The 18,142-nt window shown below is 37.5% G+C and carries 21 protein-coding genes and 1 tRNA gene; 19 read left to right on the top strand and 3 right to left on the bottom strand.

Annotated features, from left to right (window positions below):
• Positions 1–3: 3 nt before the first annotated feature.
• The 13 genes from AC4BB7_RS10635 to AC4BB7_RS10575 all read left to right on the top strand — a co-directional run bounded on the left by AC4BB7_RS10635 (position 4) and on the right by AC4BB7_RS10575 (position 8,768).
• The gene (locus AC4BB7_RS10635) at positions 4–891 is read left to right on the top strand and encodes an energy-coupling factor transporter transmembrane component T (protein ID WP_490482994.1); all 888 of its coding nucleotides are present in this window, start codon (positions 4–6) and stop codon (positions 889–891) included.
• A complete protein-coding gene (locus tag AC4BB7_RS10630; protein ID WP_490482993.1) occupies positions 864–2,540 on the top strand; it encodes an ABC transporter ATP-binding protein in 1,677 nt (558 codons plus the stop codon). Before AC4BB7_RS10635 ends, AC4BB7_RS10630 begins: the two co-directional genes overlap by 28 nt.
• Positions 2,533–3,219: an ECF transporter S component gene (locus tag AC4BB7_RS10625; RefSeq protein ID WP_490482992.1), complete on the top strand. Its 687-nt coding sequence runs from the start codon at positions 2,533–2,535 to the stop codon at positions 3,217–3,219. The genes AC4BB7_RS10630 and AC4BB7_RS10625 overlap by 8 nt, the downstream gene beginning before the upstream one ends.
• Positions 3,220–3,242: 23 nt before the next feature.
• Complete coding sequence (locus AC4BB7_RS10620; RefSeq protein ID WP_490482991.1) at positions 3,243–3,617, top strand: DUF4430 domain-containing protein; 375 nt, start codon at positions 3,243–3,245, stop codon at positions 3,615–3,617.
• Positions 3,618–3,627: 10 nt separating this feature from the next.
• The gene (locus AC4BB7_RS10615; RefSeq protein WP_490482990.1) at positions 3,628–4,125 is read left to right on the top strand and encodes an ECF transporter S component; all 498 of its coding nucleotides are present in this window, start codon (positions 3,628–3,630) and stop codon (positions 4,123–4,125) included.
• 3 nt (positions 4,126–4,128) lie between these two features.
• Complete coding sequence (locus AC4BB7_RS10610) at positions 4,129–4,875, top strand: AIR synthase related protein (protein ID WP_490482989.1); 747 nt, start codon at positions 4,129–4,131, stop codon at positions 4,873–4,875.
• Positions 4,872–5,465, top strand: a complete 594-nt coding sequence (gene cobU, locus AC4BB7_RS10605; protein ID WP_490482988.1) for a bifunctional adenosylcobinamide kinase/adenosylcobinamide-phosphate guanylyltransferase — start codon at positions 4,872–4,874, stop codon at positions 5,463–5,465. The genes AC4BB7_RS10610 and cobU overlap by 4 nt, the downstream gene beginning before the upstream one ends.
• Positions 5,462–6,211 carry an adenosylcobinamide-GDP ribazoletransferase gene (gene cobS, locus AC4BB7_RS10600; protein WP_490482987.1) on the top strand — a complete coding sequence of 250 codons (750 nt, stop codon included), beginning with the start codon at positions 5,462–5,464 and terminating at the stop codon, positions 6,209–6,211. The genes cobU and cobS overlap by 4 nt, the downstream gene beginning before the upstream one ends.
• 11 nt (positions 6,212–6,222) lie before the next feature.
• Positions 6,223–6,807 (top strand): histidine phosphatase family protein, encoded by a 585-nt coding sequence (locus AC4BB7_RS10595; RefSeq protein WP_490482986.1) that lies wholly within the window; start codon positions 6,223–6,225, stop codon positions 6,805–6,807.
• Positions 6,804–7,253 carry a EutP/PduV family microcompartment system protein gene (locus tag AC4BB7_RS10590; protein ID WP_490482985.1) on the top strand — a complete coding sequence of 150 codons (450 nt, stop codon included), beginning with the start codon at positions 6,804–6,806 and terminating at the stop codon, positions 7,251–7,253. The genes AC4BB7_RS10595 and AC4BB7_RS10590 overlap by 4 nt, the downstream gene beginning before the upstream one ends.
• The gene (locus AC4BB7_RS10585) at positions 7,250–7,807 is read left to right on the top strand and encodes a cob(I)yrinic acid a,c-diamide adenosyltransferase (protein WP_490482984.1); all 558 of its coding nucleotides are present in this window, start codon (positions 7,250–7,252) and stop codon (positions 7,805–7,807) included. The genes AC4BB7_RS10590 and AC4BB7_RS10585 overlap by 4 nt, the downstream gene beginning before the upstream one ends.
• Positions 7,808–7,916: 109 nt before the next feature.
• Positions 7,917–8,336 carry a pyridoxamine 5'-phosphate oxidase family protein gene (locus tag AC4BB7_RS10580; protein WP_490482983.1) on the top strand — a complete coding sequence of 140 codons (420 nt, stop codon included), beginning with the start codon at positions 7,917–7,919 and terminating at the stop codon, positions 8,334–8,336.
• Between the two features lie 21 nt (positions 8,337–8,357).
• The gene (locus tag AC4BB7_RS10575; RefSeq protein WP_490482982.1) at positions 8,358–8,768 is read left to right on the top strand and encodes an EVE domain-containing protein; all 411 of its coding nucleotides are present in this window, start codon (positions 8,358–8,360) and stop codon (positions 8,766–8,768) included.
• A gap of 52 nt (positions 8,769–8,820) precedes the next feature.
• Here AC4BB7_RS10575 and AC4BB7_RS10570 read toward each other — a convergent pair whose 3' ends face one another.
• The 3 genes from AC4BB7_RS10570 to AC4BB7_RS10560 are packed head-to-tail and all read right to left on the bottom strand — an operon-like array spanning position 8,821 to position 11,625.
• Complete coding sequence (locus tag AC4BB7_RS10570) at positions 8,821–10,044, bottom strand: ABC transporter permease (RefSeq protein WP_086313467.1); 1,224 nt, start codon at positions 10,042–10,044, stop codon at positions 8,821–8,823.
• Positions 10,045–10,059: 15 nt separating this feature from the next.
• Entirely contained in the window at positions 10,060–10,752 is a 693-nt protein-coding gene (locus AC4BB7_RS10565; RefSeq protein WP_490485140.1) for an ABC transporter ATP-binding protein, read from the bottom strand.
• Between the two features lie 12 nt (positions 10,753–10,764).
• The gene (locus tag AC4BB7_RS10560) at positions 10,765–11,625 is read right to left on the bottom strand and encodes an efflux RND transporter periplasmic adaptor subunit (protein ID WP_490482981.1); all 861 of its coding nucleotides are present in this window, start codon (positions 11,623–11,625) and stop codon (positions 10,765–10,767) included.
• Positions 11,626–11,825: 200 nt separating this feature from the next.
• Between AC4BB7_RS10560 and AC4BB7_RS10555 the strand changes: the two genes are divergently transcribed.
• From AC4BB7_RS10555 to AC4BB7_RS10530, 6 genes are all read left to right on the top strand, one after another.
• Positions 11,826–12,560, top strand: a complete 735-nt coding sequence (locus AC4BB7_RS10555) for a metallophosphoesterase (protein WP_490482980.1) — start codon at positions 11,826–11,828, stop codon at positions 12,558–12,560.
• Positions 12,561–12,677: 117 nt separating this feature from the next.
• Positions 12,678–14,870, top strand: a complete 2,193-nt coding sequence (locus AC4BB7_RS10550; protein WP_490482979.1) for a Tex family protein — start codon at positions 12,678–12,680, stop codon at positions 14,868–14,870.
• Positions 14,871–14,872: 2 nt separating this feature from the next.
• On the top strand, positions 14,873–15,358 hold the full coding sequence (locus AC4BB7_RS10545; protein ID WP_086313462.1) for a SprT family protein: 486 nt from the start codon (positions 14,873–14,875) through the stop codon (positions 15,356–15,358).
• Positions 15,359–15,439: 81 nt separating this feature from the next.
• On the top strand, positions 15,440–16,165 hold the full coding sequence (locus AC4BB7_RS10540; protein ID WP_490482978.1) for an ElyC/SanA/YdcF family protein: 726 nt from the start codon (positions 15,440–15,442) through the stop codon (positions 16,163–16,165).
• A gap of 282 nt (positions 16,166–16,447) precedes the next feature.
• A tRNA-Leu gene (locus AC4BB7_RS10535) sits at positions 16,448–16,530 on the top strand.
• A 186-nt stretch (positions 16,531–16,716) separates the two neighbouring features.
• The gene (locus tag AC4BB7_RS10530) at positions 16,717–17,457 is read left to right on the top strand and encodes a glucose 1-dehydrogenase (RefSeq protein ID WP_490482977.1); all 741 of its coding nucleotides are present in this window, start codon (positions 16,717–16,719) and stop codon (positions 17,455–17,457) included.
• Positions 17,458–18,142 lie beyond the last annotated feature (685 nt).

The raw sequence follows: 18,142 nt of genomic DNA, 5'->3' as shown, positions 1-18,142 counted from the left end.
GCGATGAATCCACATTTTTTTAGGCAAAGACATCCGCTAGTCATTTCCTGCTATTATTTGATGATGTTGTTGATTGCCATGAGCACCACAAATCCACTCATTATTGGTTGTTGTTTTTTGGGAAGTTTAACTTTTCGCTTGCTGCACTTTAAGAAGGGAAACAAGCAGTCGATTATCTTCCCTTTGTTTTTTCTGATCTTGATTACGATCACCAATCCGTTATTTGTACATAGGGGCGGAACGATTTTATTCTTTTTTCTAAATAAACCAATTACGCTTGAAGCATTTGTATATGGTCTTTTTATGGGAATGATGATTGCTTCTGTCATTTACTTATTTCAAAATTTTCAAAGTGCAGTGGATTCTGAAAAATTTTTTTATCTTTTTGGGAAACGATTTCCTAAGGCGGCATTGATACTGACGATGATTTTTCGCTTTATTCCTTTATTTCAAGCCTATTATCAAGAGTTGAATCAGGTCCAAAAAACGATTCAGCGAACACAAAAAAGAACGTTTAAAGAAAAAGCCTCATATGGCTTAGATTTGTTTGGCAACTTATTTTCATGGGCTTTAGAGAATGCGATGGATACTGCTGACTCGATGAAAGCACGAGGTTATGGTGTGACGGTTAGGAGTAGTCGAACGAGTTATCGTTGGCGGAAGATGGATTCATTTTCTTTGTTTATGATCATCAGTTTGACCTGTTTGTTTATTCTGTCTGTTACGCAGGGGGGCTATCAATTTAACTTTTATCCTTATCAAGAGAATCTATTTTTAGCGTTAGAACAACGGTGGTTGGATTATCTAGTGATTATGTTCTTAGCCTTATTACCAACATTAAATCGAATACGGGAGGTGATCGTGTGGACTATCTTGAAATCCAGAATCTAAGCTTTAGCTATGCCGGCAGTGAAAAATTAGTATTAAATAATGTGTCGTTAGCCATAGAAGAAGGAGACTTCGTATTGATATGCGGCGCTTCTGGTAGTGGTAAATCGACATTGTTAAAAATGCTAAAACCTCAATTGACACCAGCTGGGAAACAAACTGGAGCAATCTATTTAAATCATGAAAAAATCTCAGCGATTCCAGATGTTTTTTCAACAAGTAAAATTGGTTATGTCATGCAAAATCCGGAAAATCAGATCGTAACAGACAGTGCTTGGCATGAATTAGCCTTTGGATTAGAAAATATTGGACTTGAGCCTTCTGAAATAAAAAGTCGTGTGGCTGAAATGGTCAATTTTTTAGGCATTCAGGATTTAGTTGACTATCAAACAAAAGATTTATCGGGTGGCCAAAAGCAATTGCTGAATTTAGCTTCTGTTTTAGTCATGCGACCAGACGTTTTGATTTTAGATGAACCTACCACACAACTTGATCCAATCGCTTCTCAGAACTTTGTTGATGTGTTAGTTCGACTAAATAGAGAAATGGGATTGACTATACTGTTAGCTGAACATGGGTTGGAATCCGTTTTTTCTCTTGCTGATAAGGTGGTGCTTTTGGATAAAGGGCAATTGATTTTGTCAGATGCACCAGCGAACATATCCAGTGAAATTCAAAATAATCAACAGGATCTTAGCCGTTTTATCGTCAGCTTGCCTAGTGCAGTCCAAATATACCATGCAAGTGGTTTAACAGGACAGAGCCCAATCACTGTGATAGAAGGAAAACGATTCTTAGCCCAACAATTTCCTGAAAAGCCGCTTATCACAACGAATAGTTTATCAAGTCAAACTAAAACACAAGAAAAACCAATTCTTCAATTAAACAATTGCTGGTTTCGTTATGAGAAAAATAGTCGAGATATTTTAGCAGGCGTAGATCTTGATTTAGTTGAAGGTGAAATTTTTTCTTTAGTTGGAGGGAATGGTACAGGGAAAACAACTTTACTGAAGGTTATTGCGGGTATTCATGAGTGTTATCGCGGGAAGATCACTCTTTTTAATCAATCGTTGAAAAAAAATCAGCATGTTGTTGGCTACTTGCCTCAAGAACCTCAAATGATGTTTATCAGAGATTCAGTAGCAGATGATTACAACCATTATTTAGAGAGTAAGAATATAGCCGAATCAGAAAAGCGCAGTCGAATCGAGCACATTGTGACCTTGCTTGATCTAGGTGAAGTACTGTTGCAGCATCCTCTTGATTTAAGCGGTGGGGAATGCCAGAGAGCGGCACTTGGAAAGCTTCTTTTGACCGACCCTAAAGTTTTATTGCTGGATGAGCCGACAAAGGGGATCGACAACTATGGAAAAAAACAATTGATCAACTTATTAAAACAATTGTCTGAGCAAGGAAAAACGATTTTAGTAGTGACACATGATTTAGATTTTGCTGCAGAATTATCCGATCGTTGTGGGTTGTTTTTCCAGAATGATTTATTAACAACAGCTACACCAACTCAATTTTTTGGGAATCATACCTTTTATACAACTGCAGCTAGCCGAATTTCACGTGACTTATTTTCAAATTTGGTCACGACGGATGAAGTGATTGCGGCCTACAAAGCAGCAAAAGGAGTGGCTAATGAATAAGAAAACAAACCCGATCGTGGTCAGAAGTATACTGGCTGGCCTCTTGATTTTTATAGGAATTGCGCTTTTTCAAGCTAGCCAGTATCAGGTTATTTCCATGTTGCTTGTGATGGCTGCTTGTATTCCGATTTATTATCGCTATGAGAAGAAGCAGTTGAATATCAAAGAATTAGTTTTGATAGCAGTAGTTACAGCAATTGCTGTGCTAGGTAGATTTCTATTCTATATGGTTCCTGCGATTACTCCGATGACAGCCATTATTATTATTTGCGGGATTTGCTTAGGGTCTGAAATTGGTTTTTTGGTGGGTTCCCTTTCGGCGATCACATCGAATATGTTATTTGGTCAAGGGCCGTGGACCCCATTTCAAATGTTTTCTTGGGGGATGATCGGATTAGTTGCTGGGTTACCGTGGATGCAAAAAGTTCTTGGAAAAAGTTATTGGTTTTTGGCGTTATATGGTATTTTTGCGGGATTATTCTTTTCCTTTTTTATGGATGTTTGGACGGTATTTTCAATTGATCGGGCCTTTTCTTGGCAAAGATATTTAGCGTTATTACTGACAGCTGTTCCTTACACAGTTTCATACTGTTTTGCAAATGCATTTTTTTCGTGTTTGCTATTTAGGGCAATTCAGACAAAGCTTCAACGTATTTTAACGAAATACGATATAAAATAATAGAGACAAAGGCGGAATGAATAATGAAAAAATTTGTAAAAGTAACAATGGTTTTAACAGTTATCTTTCTATTAGGAGCATGTGGTAAAACAAGTAACACGAAAAAAGCAAAAGAAGACGCAATGAAGGTAACGATCATCTTAAAAGAAGATGATAAAGAGTTTGATAAAAAAGAAGTCAAAGTCAAAAAGGATGAATCTCTTCAAACAGTCATGGAAACAAATTATAAAGTAGACATGGATAAAGATTTTATCAGTGGAATTGATGGCCATGTGCAAGATGCAAAAACAAGTAAATATTGGTTATATGATGTAAATGGCAAACAGCCGGAAGTGGGCGCAGTTGAGTATTTCTTAAAAGACGGCGACACAGTGACTTGGACGTTGAATAAACTATAGGAGTGAGTAGATGACAAAGCGATTGACACTAACCGCAATGTTTATAGCATTATCGGTCATTGGATCAATGGTCAAACTAACTGGGTCGATCGCTTTGGATTCGCTACCTGGTTTTGTGGGAACGGTCTTTCTTGGTCCGAGTATAGGATTTCTTTTAGGGAGTTTTGGGCATTTGACAAGTGCAGCGATTGCAGGATTTCCATTAACGATCCCAGTTCATGTAATCACGGCTTTTTTGATGGGTTGTTGTTTATTTTGTTATGGACTAATTAGAGAGAAGTTAACGAAAAAGTACTCGATCAATCGTTTTTTATCGGTGTTGATCGCTTATTTGATCAATACACCACTATCGTTACTGCTCTTGTATCCTTTACTAGGTAATGTGGTCTATATGTTGTTTATTCCATTAAGTGTTGCTTCTTTATTGAATTTACTCTTAGCTGAAGTCGTTCTTTATTTTTTAGAGAGGACTTCGGATCGATTTATCGCTAAAAAGAAAGTAGGGTAACAGATGAAAGAAAATATTCGTGATCTATCAGTTGCCTTTTTTACAGATGAAATTGGAATTGTCACAGCTTGTGATAGCAGTGCAGCGATTGGACTAAAAGAAGCGGATCAAGTAAAAGTCGATCCTGAAATCACAGCGGCTTTTTGTTTAAGAGTGGCGTTATTAGAAGTTTTAGCAGTGGGTGGTAAACCGACCATGGTGATCGATACGATCGGTGGTGAAATGGAGCCTACAGGTAAAAGAATGTTGAAAGGACTTACTGCTGAATTAAAAAAAGCTGGTTTAGAAAATGTTCTGATCAATGGGAGTACCGAAGAGAATATGCTGACTGAAATGACCTCTATTGGTGTGACCGTTATCGGCTCAATTCATAAAGCTGAGCTAAATTATGGCAAAGTATTATCTGGTAGTTGGTTGTATCAAGTGGGCGAGCCATTTATGGGAAGTGATGTGTTGATGCAAGAACAAGAGATTTTTTCGTATCAAGACTTCTATGCTATTCAAAAGCAGGCTCATGTTTTAGAAATATTGCCTGTCGGCTCTAAAGGAGTGAGTTATGAGGCGGCTAAACTTGCTGAATCAAGTGGGTTGAAAGTGATTTTCGATCAAATTCAGTATATGGATTCACGCTCTGCTGGTCCTGCGACGGTTTTACTTGTTGCTATTGAAGAAAATCAATCACTTCAATTAACAAATCAAGCCATTCACATCAAAAAAATCGGCTATTTCACAGAGGAGGATCCAAGTTGAGTTATACATTAGTTACAGGTGGCGCCAAAAGCGGTAAGTCAACATTCTCAGAAAGTTTACTGAAAAATGAAAGCTCTGTTTGCTATATCGCAACGAGTGTCATGGAGTATCCAGATGAAGAAATGATTTCACGAATCCAGCATCATCAAAACACAAGACCCACTGCATGGCATACAGAAGAACGTTTTCTTGGAATCGATGAATGGCTCAAAGAAACTTCAAAAGACTATAATGCCTATCTCTTGGATTGTGTCACGATCATGACGACAAATTTGTTTTTTCATATTATGTCTAAAAAGTTGGATGTTGATTTAAACGAAATAGAAACTGTTTTTGACCATTATACGGCTAAAGAACGTCAAAAAATCGAGGAGCAGATTTTTAATGAGTGGGGAAAAATCACTAAAGCGATAATGGAAACGAATACAAAAGTGATTTTAGTTACCAATGAAGTGGGGTCTGGAGTTGTTCCAGTCACTAGTTTAGGACGCTGGTTTCAAGATTTACTAGGGAAAATCAATCAATTTTTAGCGAGGGAAGCGGAGCAGGTATATTTTGTCGTCTGTGGGATTCCGCAAAAAATAAAATGATCAAAACGTTGATTTTATATCTTCAATTTTTTACACGAATACCACTTCCAATCGAAATCGATCATGCTGAAGAACGATTTAAAAAAGGAATTCTTTGGTTTGCTGTTTTGGGATTACTGATCGGCTTAGTTGATGCTCTAGTTCTTTGGGGGCTTTACGGGCTTCTACAATCTACGATACTTGCTTGGATCACAGCCTTACTATTTGATGTGATGTTGACAGGTGCATTTCATATGGATGGTTTAGCGGATATGTGTGATGGTCTTTTTTCTTCTAGAAATAAAGAAAGAATGCTCGAAATCATGAAGGATAGTCGGGTCGGCAGTAATGGTGTTCTGGCCTTGATTTTTTACTATTTATTTTTGATTATCCCGATTATGACTAAAAGTATGGAGGTCGATATTTTCTTCTTGATTCGTTTACTAATTGGGTTACAGGTAGTGGGAAAAGCAGGGATCGCCTTATTATTTCAACAGATGCGTTATGCAGGACATACAGAAGGATTAGGACGATTATTTTTAGGTGTTGAGACTTGGCGTATTTGGCTTTGTCAGATAATGGCCCTTGGTTTGATGTACGCGCTATTGGGAATAAAGGGATGTCTTAGTTATGTAGTCGTTCTCTTAGTCAGTTTTGCGTATCGATACTTGGTATATCAAAAAATCGATGGAATGAATGGTGATACATTAGGTGCGTTTCATTGTATTGGGCAAATCGTTTTTATCTTGAGTCTTTTTAGAAATTAGAGGTGTCATCAATGATTTATTTAATTAGACACGGCGAAACACTGCTGAATCAGGAAAAAAAATTCTATGGAAGCTTAGATGTTTCGTTGAATGAGACAGGTAAAAAGCAAAGCCATCAAATTGCTGAAAAATTGAAAGATGTTTCTTTTTCGAACATTTACGTCAGCCAACTGAAACGAACGCTAGAGACAGCGAAAATAGTCAGACCCAAAGAGCAATACTATGTCTTATCGGAACTTAATGAAAAGTCTTTTGGAGCATGGGAAGGGCTTTCGGCAGATCAAATCGAAGCGAGCTATAAAACACAATGGCAAGAATGGTTGGATGCGCCACTTGAGAAGTCACCTCCTGAGGCGGAATCCTTTAAGCAATTTAAGCACAGAGTTCTACATGGTTTTTCAAAAATCGAAGGAACTCTTGCAGAAAATCCGCAAACAGATATTTTGATTGTAGGACATTTAGGTGTTTTACGAGTGTTGGATCATTATTTTAATCACTATTCAACTGATTTTTGGTCATGTGACTATCAGCAAGGGATGTATACTATGTATCGTTATGAAAACAATTCGTATCAGCTGGAGGGAAGAAATAAATGAAAAAAGCAATCTTTATTGGTTCTGTTGGTTGCGGGAAAACGACTCTTTCACAAAAGCTGAAAGGAGAAGAGATTTCCTACAATAAAACGCAAGCAATCGAGTTTCATGATCAAATTATTGATACACCGGGAGAATTTATCCAACATCGTAATTATTATAGTGCTCTTTTAACAACGGCAGTGGATGCACAGTTGATCGTATTGATGGCGAGTGCTGTGGAAAAGAAACAAACTTTTTCACCACTTTTTGCAGCAGCATTTGCCAAGCCTTGTATTGGTGTGATCACTAAAATCGATCTCGCTGAAAAAGAAGATATCGAACGGACAAAAAAGCAATTAGCATTAGCTGGATCCAAGAAATTCTTCATGATTTCTACAGTAGAAAATCAAGGAATCGACGAATTGAGAGCGTATTTACAAGAGCCTAAAGGAGACGAAGACAGATGAAAATATACACTAAAACAGGCGATAAAGGTCAAACGAGTATTATCGGTGGAGAAAAAAGAAGCAAAGGTTCCGAGCGCGTAGAAGCATACGGCACGATCGACGAATTGAACTCAATGATCGGCTATATTATCAGTCAGATGCAACACTATCGAGAAATAAAAAAGGAACTAGAAGAGATTCAACAAGTGTTATTTGATTGCGGCACCGATCTTGCCACACCAAATAGCACAAAAGGCTATCGAACGAGCAACCAACCGACGATCTGGCTAGAAGAGCGAATTGATCGATACGCAGATGTTCCTCCAGAGTTGACTGAATTTATTTTACCAGGTGGTTGTCCAATTGCTAGTTTACTTCATATGGCTAGAACTGTCGCTAGAAGGGCGGAACGATGTGTTGTCCGTGTACAAGAATCAGAAGAAATCAATATAGATGCATTGATTTTCTTAAATCGGTTATCTGATTATTTTTATGCAGTCGCTCGATTTATTAACTTTCGTGAAGGAAGAGAAGATATCAACTATCGTCGAAATGGCAAAATTTTTCATAGTTAATTATTCTTAATAATATTTTTGAAGAAACCCTGACAATCAGTTGTCAGGGTTTGTTTGTTAGACTGAACTTGTCAGTAAGACAATATAAAAATAAAGGAGCAATTAATTTATGAAAACAACAGAAGCATTTCAAAAAATAATGAATGAGCAGACAGAAATCGCACTAGCAACTAGTGTTAATGAGGTGCCAAATGTGCGAATCGTTAGTTTCTTTTATGATGAAGTTAAAAAATGTCTTTTTTTCTCAACCTTTAAAGGAAATGAAAAAATCAGTGAATTTCAAAACAATTCCAATGTTGCCTTCACAACGATCCCACAAGAAACAACGAATCATGTTCGGGTACATTTTGCAAAAGTAAAAAAGAGTGAGTTGACCGTCTATGATGTCGCAGATCAATGGATTCAAAAAATTCCTAGTTACGATGAAAACATTAAACAAGCGGGTACAATGCTTGAGTTATACGAGATCCACTTCTCAGAAGCGATCGTAATTTTGGGAATGGATAGTAGAGAAACGATTAAACTGTAACATTGAAAAGGAGCGGATAATATGAATTATTGGATCGGTGTTGCGTCTAAGGACCATGTAGCATTAGGTGTCGCGGGAGGCTTTTGCCAGTTGTGTCATGGCAAATCTGCACCTTTAAATAAAATGAAAGCAGGTGACTGGCTGATTTATTATGCACCCAAGCAAAGCTTGAAAACCAAAGAGCCTTGTCAAGAATTCGTTGCAATTGGACAGATTTTGCCAGGTATGGCCTATTCATTTGAAATGTCTCCGGATTTTATTCCAGTTAGAAAAGATATTAAGTTTATAGAGAATATTAAGCCCGTTCCACTGCAAGCGTTAGCTGATCTTCCCTTATGGCAGGAATATCGATCACGTTTGAGATTTGGGCATTTTCAAATTCCTAAGGAGTTGTTCGATTTTATTGCCTCTGGGATGAAAAAAGCAGGATGAATAAAAAAGTAGGACGAGAAGTTATTTTCTCTATCCTACTTTTTTTATTAAATTATTCGTAACGCAATGCTTCGATCGGATCAAGTTTGGCTGCTTTTCTTGCTGGATAAACGCCAAAGAAAATCCCAATAGCACTTGAAAAGAGTAATACAGCGACTATTGAACCTAATGTGAACTGGGCCGTGATATCTAATGCACTAGCAACGCTAACAGCTAAAATTGCGCCTAAAGTCAACCCAATCAAGCCGCCAATTAAGCATAAAATCACAGATTCTGTTAGAAACTGGAATAAAATATTCCGATCTGTCGCACCTAAGGCTTTTCTGGTCCCGATTTCTCTTGTTCGCTCTGTAACGGAGACGAGCATGATATTCATCACACCAATTCCTCCTACAAGTAAGGCAATCGCAGCTACGGCCGCAATAAAATTAATAAATAAACCTAAAACGTTGTTCACTTGATCTAATGCTTGTAGGAAATTTGTTGCAGTATAGATTTTTTCGCCGACCGTATTATGTCGTACAGATAAAATATTTACGATCTGTTTAGAAACGGCATCTATATCATCCTTAGATTTTGCTATCACAGTCAAACTAGTGATTTTAGTTGCATCGGGATTTAACGCGTTTGCAGTAGTCAATGGGATGGAGACATAGCCCATCATTTCTTCTTCATCAAAAGAGCCGACCATTTTTTCTACAGTACTTTTGGTAACGCCGATGATCCGAACACTGAGTTGTCCTTTTTGTCCGCGTAAATTAATTTTTTCCCCAACGACATTTTCACGTCCATTGAAAAAATAGCGGGCAGTGTCTGCACTGATCACAGCGACTTTACTGCCTTCTGAATATTCAGTGGTATTGAAATAACGACCATAGACGATAGCTTTATCCATTGTTTGATTTGTATACTGTAAATCAGGTGTCCCTGCCATGATCAAAGTAGCTTTCGACTTGTCGTTAGCTGCTCCAACCGCTTGGATCGACACGACGGGGGAGAGATGATCGATTTGGGGAATACCGTCTTTTAGTGCCTTGATATCTTTACTTGTGATTTTTTGACTATCCGTTGCATCTCGACTAGTAGAAACTGAAATTGTTGAAGCTCCTAAGTCGCTAAATGTGCCTGTAATTTGACTCGTCGCGCCATTACCGACTGCTAAAATAGCGATTACAGCCGCAATTCCGATGATGATTCCTAACATGGTCAAAAACGAACGCATTTTATTGGCTAAAATACTATCGATCGCCATTTTGAAACTCTCAATGATTCCCATAAAAACGGCTCCTTTCTATAGTGTTTTTCGCTCTTTGACAGGTTGATCATCAATGATTTCGCCATCTTTGAAAGAGACGATCCGTTTAGTGTATTGCGCAACATCTGGTTCGTGTGTCACCATGACCACAGTGGTACCAGCATTATTTAAATCTTGGAATATTTTCATGATTTCTAGTGTTGTTTTTGAATCTAAATTTCCAGTTGGTTCATCAGCCATCAAGACAGCTGGATCATTGACAATGGCACGAGCAATGGCAACACGTTGTTTTTGTCCACCTGAGATGGCATTGGGACGATGGGTTACACGATCTGCTAAACCAACTTTTCGCAATGCCTCTAAAGCTCGCTCTTTACGTTCTTTCGGTGCAATTCCTGAGTAAACCATCGGCAATGCAACGTTGTCCAAAAGAGACATCCGCGGCATTAAATTAAAGGATTGAAAAACAAAACCGATTTCTTTATTTCTAACATGAGCACTTTCATTACTCGTCAAATTGGTCACATCTTGCCCATTTAAATGATATGTTCCTTCATCAAAGCGATCTAATAGGCCGAGAATATTCATCATTGTTGATTTACCAGAACCGCTTGGCCCCATGATTGAAGTGAATTCTCCTTCAGCAATATGCAAGGAGACATGCTTTAAAGCCATTAATTCTTCTCCACCAGTACGGTAGATTTTTACTACATCTTTTAAGTCGATCAATCGTTTCACCTTCTATCCTTTGGTTACTTCAGCATTGTTTTTAACATCAGAATTTGGCGAAAGAATGACCGTATCGCCTTCTTTTAGTCCATTTTTAACTTCGATCATTTTATCAGATTGAATGCCAATTTCAATTTTGGTTTCTTTTGCTTTACCATCGTTTACCACATAAACAAATGCTTCGTTTTTATCATTGTAAGTTAAAGCTTCGATTGGTAGAGCTAAAGCATTTTCTGCTGTATTTGTTGTAACGTCAACATCCACATCAAATCCTGCAAATAGGTTATCTGGTGCTTGATCAAACGTTAAGATCGCGCCTAAGCTTGCCGTCGTTCCTGTTGCTGATTGCGCACTTTTTGCAACGGGATCTTTTTCTGATACTTTACCAGGGAATTTTTGATTACCACTTGAGATTTCTGCTTTTTGGTCGATTGCGACAGCAGATGCTTCAGAATTAGACAGTTCTAGTTGAACTTTTAATGTGGAAAGATCATCTACTTGAATCGCAGGTTTCCCTTGTTGTGCATTTGTGTCAGCTTGTTTTGCTTTGATATTGACTTGAGTGATCGTTCCTGCAAAACCAGCAATTAATTGTAACCCATTGTCATAAGTCGCTAAAACGTTGTCTTTTTCTACTTTATCACCAACTTTGACATTCACGTCAACGACATTTCCCGTGCCCATAAGCGATTGTGTTTGATTTGGGATCAAAGTACCAGATGTGGAAAGTTTTTCGACGATGGTCTCTTTTTTTACCTCATCTGTTCGCACCGTAACAGCTTTAGATTTACTTGAATTTCCTTGAACAATCAAGAAAATTGCGATTGCAGTTACCAAGACTGCTAGAATACCGAAAATAGTTTTCTTCTTCATACATTTCAACTCTTTTCTGCTATTTTTATGACATAGTGTCATTTATGTAAGTTTACTCTCTTTTTTATGAAAAGTCTAAGATTAATTTCTGATTCTTTAAGATTGTTAAATTTCGCCAGTGTTGCAGTGGATAATCTGAATCATCTGCTTCATTTTACGTTATACTAAGAGAAAAAGAGGGCTTGAAGGGAGCGAAACCAATGAAAAAATTTGTGTACGCAATCAGTGATATTCATGGAGAATATGAGTTGTTTAAAGCATTGATCCACTATTATGATCCAACGATACATCAGTTGGTTTTGATCGGTGATTTAAATGATCGTGGTCCTAAGACAAAAGAGAGTTTCTTCCTTGGCAAAGAATTAGTTGAAAAGTACGGAGCTGTTTATCTTAGAGGGAACCACGAAGAGTATTTCTTGCAGTTTTTAAATAAGCCTGAAGATTGGTTTACTAGTTATATACGCAATGGTGGCAAAGAAACGATGGAAAGTTTACTACATTCAGGAGCTACAGAAGAATACTCTCCCACAGAAATCAGTATGATGATTCGTAGCCGCTACAAAGAATTGATCGATTTTTTGATGGAGCGACCGCTGTATTATGAATGGGAGAACTACATTTTTGTTCATGCTGGTGTTGACCTGAGCAAAAAAGATTGGCATGAAACGAGTCCTCATGATTTTATTTGGATCAGGGACGCATTTCATCAAGGTAAAAACAATACAGGGAAAAAAATCGTTTTTGGTCATACGATTACACCCATGTTACATGGAGATATGGAAACAACAGACTTATGGCTTTCTGATAACAAGATAGGCATTGATGGTGGCGCAGTTTTTGGCGGTTCCGTTCACGGTGTGATTTTTGATCAAAAAGGAATTGTACAAGATATTGAGTATCAAAATTTAAAGGGACCCTGGCAACCTGATTTTTAAGCGACTCTTTTGGTCGTCAATGAGTATGGTCTTTTTTAAGCTTTTGGCTCTGCCTATATTTCAAGTAGAAAATATGCTAAAATGAAACGGTATGTTAATGAAAAGAGGTATGTAAATATGGCAGAAGCTTATAACCAAGAAGTAGTTGATTTACTTCAGAAAGAATTGACAGACTATCGTCCAAAACAACTAACGACAGTGCTGACTTTATTAAGTGAAGGCAACACTGTTCCTTTTATTGCTCGTTACCGTAAAGAGATGACAGGCAGCTTAGATGAAGTACAAATTCGTGAAATCGAAGAACGCTATACTTATTTAGGTAATCTAGAAAAGCGTAAAGAAGAAGTTCTACGCCTGATTGAAGAACAAGGGAAATTGACAGAAGAATTGTCTAAATCCATTCAAAAAGCAACGAAGATGCAGCAAGTAGAAGATTTATACCGCCCTTATAAACAAAAACGCCGCACGAAAGCGACAATTGCCAAAGAAAAAGGATTAGAACCATTAGCGGATTGGCTGATGAGTTTCCCCGTTCAAGCTAATGTAACGACAGAAGCGGAAAACTATATTGATACTGAAAAAGAAGTTGATTCAGCTGAGACTGCATTGCTTGGTGCTCATGAAATCATCGCTGAACGAGTATCTGATGAACCGAAGTTTCGTACATGGATTCGTGATTTTACCTTTAAACACGGTCAATACGTCAGCACGGTCAAAGATCAAGAGAAAGACGAGAAATCTGTTTATGAAATGTATTATGATTTTTCAGAACCGGTAAGTAAGATGGTTTCTCATAGAGTACTAGCTACAAATCGTGGGGAAAAAGAAGATATTTTAAAAGTAGCATTATTAGTAGAAGATGAAAAAATTGCTTCTTATTTAGAAAGACAACTGATTGGTGCAAATACGCAATCACCAACTGCAGCATATGTTGAAACAGCTTATTTAGACAGCTACAAGCGATTCATCGGTCCTGCAATCGAACGTGAAATCCGCAATGAACTCACTGAAAAAGCAGATGAACAAGCAATCAATATCTTTGGTGAGAACTTACGTAATTTGTTATTACAACCGCCGTTGAAGGGGAAAGTTGTTTTAGGGTTTGACCCAGCTTATCGTACGGGATGTAAAATGGCAATCGTTGATGCGACCGGAAAAGTCTTAGCCATTCAAGTCATTTATCCTCACAAACCAGCTTCTGGAGAAAAACGCGCAGCAGCAGGTCCTGCTTTCAGTAAATTGATCGAAGAATATCAAGTTGAAATGGTTGCAATCGGAAATGGAACAGCTAGCCGTGAATCGGAATTATTTGTAGCAGAACAATTAAAACAAATCAAAAGAGATGTTTTTTACGTGATCGTCAATGAAGCAGGAGCTTCTGTTTATTCTGCCAGTGATGTGGCTAGAACAGAATTTCCAGACTTGCAAGTAGAAGAACGCAGTGCAGTCAGTATTGCACGACGCTTACAAGATCCATTAGCTGAGTTAGTAAAAATCGATCCGAAAGCTGTTGGTGTTGGACAATACCAACATGATGTATCGCAAAAACGATTAGCAGAACAATTGGATTTCGTGGTAGAGACAGCAGTTAACCAAGTGGGTGTGAATGTAAATACCGCTAGTCCGCAATTATTACAACATATATCTGGTTTAAATAAAACGACTGCACAAAATTTAATGGCCTATCGTGATGAAAATGGGGCGTTTACTGCACGGAATCAAGTCAAAAAAGTGCCTCGCTTAGGACCGAAAGCGTATGAACAAGCGATTGGATTTTTACGAATTCCAAATGGCAAAAACATATTGGATAATACAGGTATTCACCCAGAAAGTTATGATGTTGCCAAAGCTATTCTTGAAAAAGCCAATGTTAAATTAGCTGAACTGGGTACCTCAGAGTCAGCCCAACAGATCAAGGGATTATCGTTAGCTCAATTGGAAGCAGAATTAGCAGTCGGCAGTGAGACCTTAAAAGATATCATTGCGGCTTTAGTCCAACCTGGAAGAGATATGCGTGATGAAATGCCAGCACCTCTTTTAAGAAAAGATGTTTTATCAATGGAAGATTTAAAATCAGGAATGGAATTGCAGGGAACGGTTCGTAACGTGATTGATTTTGGCGCGTTCGTTGATATCGGTGTGAAACAAGATGGTTTAGTGCATATTTCAAAACTAAGCACAAAATTTGTGAAACATCCAACTGACATCGTTGCCGTAGGTGACGTTGTGACCGTTTGGGTGGAAGATGTGGACACGAAGAAAGGGCGTATCAGTTTAACGATGCTGCCGCAAGCTGAAAGGAAAGATTGATTTTGAGTCGTTTTTCAACAGAGGAAAAACCAGCAAAGCCAGTATTTACCGATGATCAGTTACAAAAATTAGTAGAAGAAATTTCGTTGTCTTTTTTTGAAAAAAAGTTTAAACATAAAGCATTTTTCAATCGACGGTTGAAAACGACAGGTGGGCGTTATCATTTAAATTCTCATGATATTGACTTCAACCCAAAAGTCGTCGAATTATACGGTGAAGATGAATTGATCAAAGTAATCAAACATGAACTTTGTCATTATCATCTTCATATTGAAGGAAAAGGCTACAAACATAAAGATTCTGATTTCAAGACTTTATTAAAGCAAACGGGCGGCAGTCGCTATGTGCGCCCGTTAGTTAAACAAAAGCCTCAATCCTATCATCAGTATCAATGTGAGAAGTGTCAAACATTGATTTTAAGAAAACGTAGAATCAATACGCAAAAGTTTGTCTGTGGCAAATGCCATGGAAAGTTGATAAAGGTCTAGAGAAATCATAATACCGCCTTTTCTTTTTTAGAAAATGGCGGTATTATTGTTTTATCAATTAAACACAGAGTAGGTGAGCAGATGATTCAGGAATGGAATACAGTTATCGACTATTTATCCGAGAAAGAAAAAGCGACAGGCACTTATGATTTAGCGATTTTAGCTGGAAATAGTTTACCTTATCTTGCAGATGAGTTGATCGATTTATACAAGCAAAAAAAAGTATCCGCGTGTTTACTTGTGGGTGGCATTGGTCATGCTACGCCTTTTTTACGCAAAAATTTTAAAGTTATGGGCATAAACGTGAGTGACACAAGTGAAACTGAAATGTATTTAGAGTACTTTAAAGAAAAATATTCTCTCGATACAAGCTCATTTTTAACAGAGACAACATCAACTAATTCTGGTGAAAATGCCCTTTTTTCATTAAATACTGTAAAATCAATGGGAATCACACCCAAAAAAGTCTTGTTATTAGAAGATCCCATCTTACAAAGAAGAATCAAAGCAACTTTTAAAAAAGAATGGCAAGAAACCGACACAGTGTTTACAAACTATGTACCAATAGTACCTTACGTTACAGCTATCAATGAAACGATCAGTTTTGAAGATCCGAAGCTAAATGGTTTATGGAGCAAAGAATATTTTCTTTCTTTAGTTTTAGGTGAAATTCCACGACTAAGGAATGATGAATACGGTTATGGTCCTAAAGGCCGTGATTATATAGGTGAAGTAATGATCCCTCAGGATGTGTCTCTAGCATATGACAAGTTACTGCAGCGATTTGAATACAAGCAGAAACGGTGACAGGAAAATGGAGAATCTGAGATCGCAAAAAAACAACTTTCTGAGAAATTAAGTGGTTAGGCTGTGACTCGTAACGTTATATTCTAACCACTTTTTCTTGATTTGTTCTATATGAAGCATTGTAATTGTTTTAGTCAAAAAAGAAAGTAACTCAAGTTGTCCCTGGGAGTACTTTTTGGAATATTGACAAATACTAAGGTATATTCTATGATAGATTTACGCAGAAAGAGTGACTCATCTACTTTAATTTCAACAAAGAGTCGATTGATTATTTTATAAAAAGCGGTCATGGCGGAATGGCAGACGCGTCAGCTTGAGGGGCTGATGGGGGCAACCCCGTGGAAGTTCGAGTCTTCTTGGCCGCATAATTTTTTTAACAGATATGAAAAAATTGTGAGCAAAGCATCTTCCTTTTCAAGGAAGTGCTTTTTTAGGTTTATCTTTCAATGATTGTAACGTCCATTTACAAAACCCTATAAAGCGTTATAATGAATGTAAGCGTTTTACAAGGTTTTTGGTTTTATCATATAGTAAGAATGGGGGACTCATTAATGAGATTAAAAGGAAAAATTGCGTTGGTTACTGGAGCATCGATGGGGATGGGGAAAGAGCATGCTGCTTTATTTATTAAGGAAGGTGCGATCGTTTATATTGCGGATATCGATGATAGTTCAGGAAAAAAAGCAACTGCCGATTTAGGCGAAAATGTTCATTTTGTTCATTTGGACGTTACAAAAGAAGAGCAGTGGCAAGCTGTTATTGAGCAAATTTCTAAAGAGCAAGGTTTATTAGATATCCTTGTTAATAATGCGGGTATTAGTGTCTTTAAAAGTTTAGAAAATACCAGCCAGGATGATTTTATGAGGACGATTGAAATCAATCAACTATCTGTCTTTTTAGGGATGAAAACATCTATCGGATTAATGAAAAAAAGTCAATCAGCTTCAATCATTAATATTTCATCTATCGAAGGTTTTGAAGGAAGTATCGGTGGTTATGGCTATGTCAGTTCAAAATTTGCGGTTAGAGGCTTAACTAAATGTGCCGCTTTAGAATTTGCAGATAGGAATATCCGTGTCAATTCTGTGCATCCTGGCGGCGTTATTACGCCAATGGTCACCCAAGCAACGGGAGAACAAAAAGCTGCAATTGAACAATTCCAGCAAACAATTCCGATGAAAAGGATGGCTAATCCACAAGAAATCTCAAAATTAGTCTTGTTTTTAGCATCAGATGATTCTTCTTATTCAACAGGTAGTGAATTTATCGCAGACGGCGGTATTTTAGCGTGATACTCGAGAAAATACAAACGTGAGAGTGGACATTAGAGTTATTTCGTGTATTATAAAACTATGGAAACCCACACAGGATTATTAACCCATATCAAGGTGTTTAAAGAAAAGCCATACGCTATAACAGGGATGTTAATTTGGGAAAATGATGTCTGTATTAATTGTGTTATCAAAAACAGACCGTTTGCCACGTATGTACTGTCGTTACCGATGCACCAATACAAAATTGAGGTAAAAGGAAACTATAATAGTAGAGGGCAATTTGATGTAAAACATATGCGCATCGTTAACATAGATAGCTATATTGCTTTGATAGGAACACCGGAATGAAGAACTTGGGACGGAAGAGTTTATTTACGAAGCTTTCAAATCTTAGTGCTTTAGCACTTGGAAAATAAAGGGAAGTATTTTGTTATTCGTGATTTACTGCAATGTAATCAAAGAGTAACATAGTAATTTTTTCTGTTTCCACTGTTTATTCGGATTACTTGAGACAGGGATGTGACTCATAGAGTTATATCTCTGTCTCTTTGCATTTATTACGTATAAGACAAAAAAATTATTCGCATATGAATGGGAGAAATTAGTCGGATATAGTGAATCATTTAAGTGTTATAGGAAATGGCACTTTAATTGCTGAACATCAAAAAAAGTGCGCTTCATTTATTTAGAAGACGCACCATTT

The sequence above is a fragment of the Enterococcus sp. AAFC-DPL-5182 genome (genome assembly GCF_058216605.1).
This window is presented reverse-complemented; position numbering and strand designations above follow the sequence as displayed.

Bases quoted from the DNA above. Each gene is read 5' to 3' on its own strand.
- AC4BB7_RS10635 (WP_490482994.1), top strand. From the start codon at position 4: ATGAATCCACATTTTTTTAGGCAAAGACATCCGCTAGTCATTTCCTGC.
- AC4BB7_RS10625 (WP_490482992.1), top strand. From the start codon at position 2,533: ATGAATAAGAAAACAAACCCGATCGTGGTCAGAAGTATACTGGCTGGC.
- AC4BB7_RS10620 (WP_490482991.1), top strand. From the start codon at position 3,243: ATGAAAAAATTTGTAAAAGTAACAATGGTTTTAACAGTTATCTTTCTA.
- AC4BB7_RS10615 (WP_490482990.1), top strand. From the start codon at position 3,628: ATGACAAAGCGATTGACACTAACCGCAATGTTTATAGCATTATCGGTC.
- AC4BB7_RS10610 (WP_490482989.1), top strand. From the start codon at position 4,129: ATGAAAGAAAATATTCGTGATCTATCAGTTGCCTTTTTTACAGATGAA.
- cobS (WP_490482987.1), top strand. From the start codon at position 5,462: ATGATCAAAACGTTGATTTTATATCTTCAATTTTTTACACGAATACCA.
- AC4BB7_RS10595 (WP_490482986.1), top strand. From the start codon at position 6,223: ATGATTTATTTAATTAGACACGGCGAAACACTGCTGAATCAGGAAAAA.
- AC4BB7_RS10590 (WP_490482985.1), top strand. From the start codon at position 6,804: ATGAAAAAAGCAATCTTTATTGGTTCTGTTGGTTGCGGGAAAACGACT.
- AC4BB7_RS10585 (WP_490482984.1), top strand. From the start codon at position 7,250: ATGAAAATATACACTAAAACAGGCGATAAAGGTCAAACGAGTATTATC.
- AC4BB7_RS10580 (WP_490482983.1), top strand. From the start codon at position 7,917: ATGAAAACAACAGAAGCATTTCAAAAAATAATGAATGAGCAGACAGAA.
- AC4BB7_RS10575 (WP_490482982.1), top strand. From the start codon at position 8,358: ATGAATTATTGGATCGGTGTTGCGTCTAAGGACCATGTAGCATTAGGT.
- AC4BB7_RS10570 (WP_086313467.1), bottom strand. From the start codon at position 10,044: ATGGGAATCATTGAGAGTTTCAAAATGGCGATCGATAGTATTTTAGCC.
- AC4BB7_RS10560 (WP_490482981.1), bottom strand. From the start codon at position 11,625: ATGAAGAAGAAAACTATTTTCGGTATTCTAGCAGTCTTGGTAACTGCA.
- AC4BB7_RS10555 (WP_490482980.1), top strand. From the start codon at position 11,826: ATGAAAAAATTTGTGTACGCAATCAGTGATATTCATGGAGAATATGAG.
- AC4BB7_RS10550 (WP_490482979.1), top strand. From the start codon at position 12,678: ATGGCAGAAGCTTATAACCAAGAAGTAGTTGATTTACTTCAGAAAGAA.
- AC4BB7_RS10540 (WP_490482978.1), top strand. From the start codon at position 15,440: ATGATTCAGGAATGGAATACAGTTATCGACTATTTATCCGAGAAAGAA.
- AC4BB7_RS10530 (WP_490482977.1), top strand. From the start codon at position 16,717: ATGAGATTAAAAGGAAAAATTGCGTTGGTTACTGGAGCATCGATGGGG.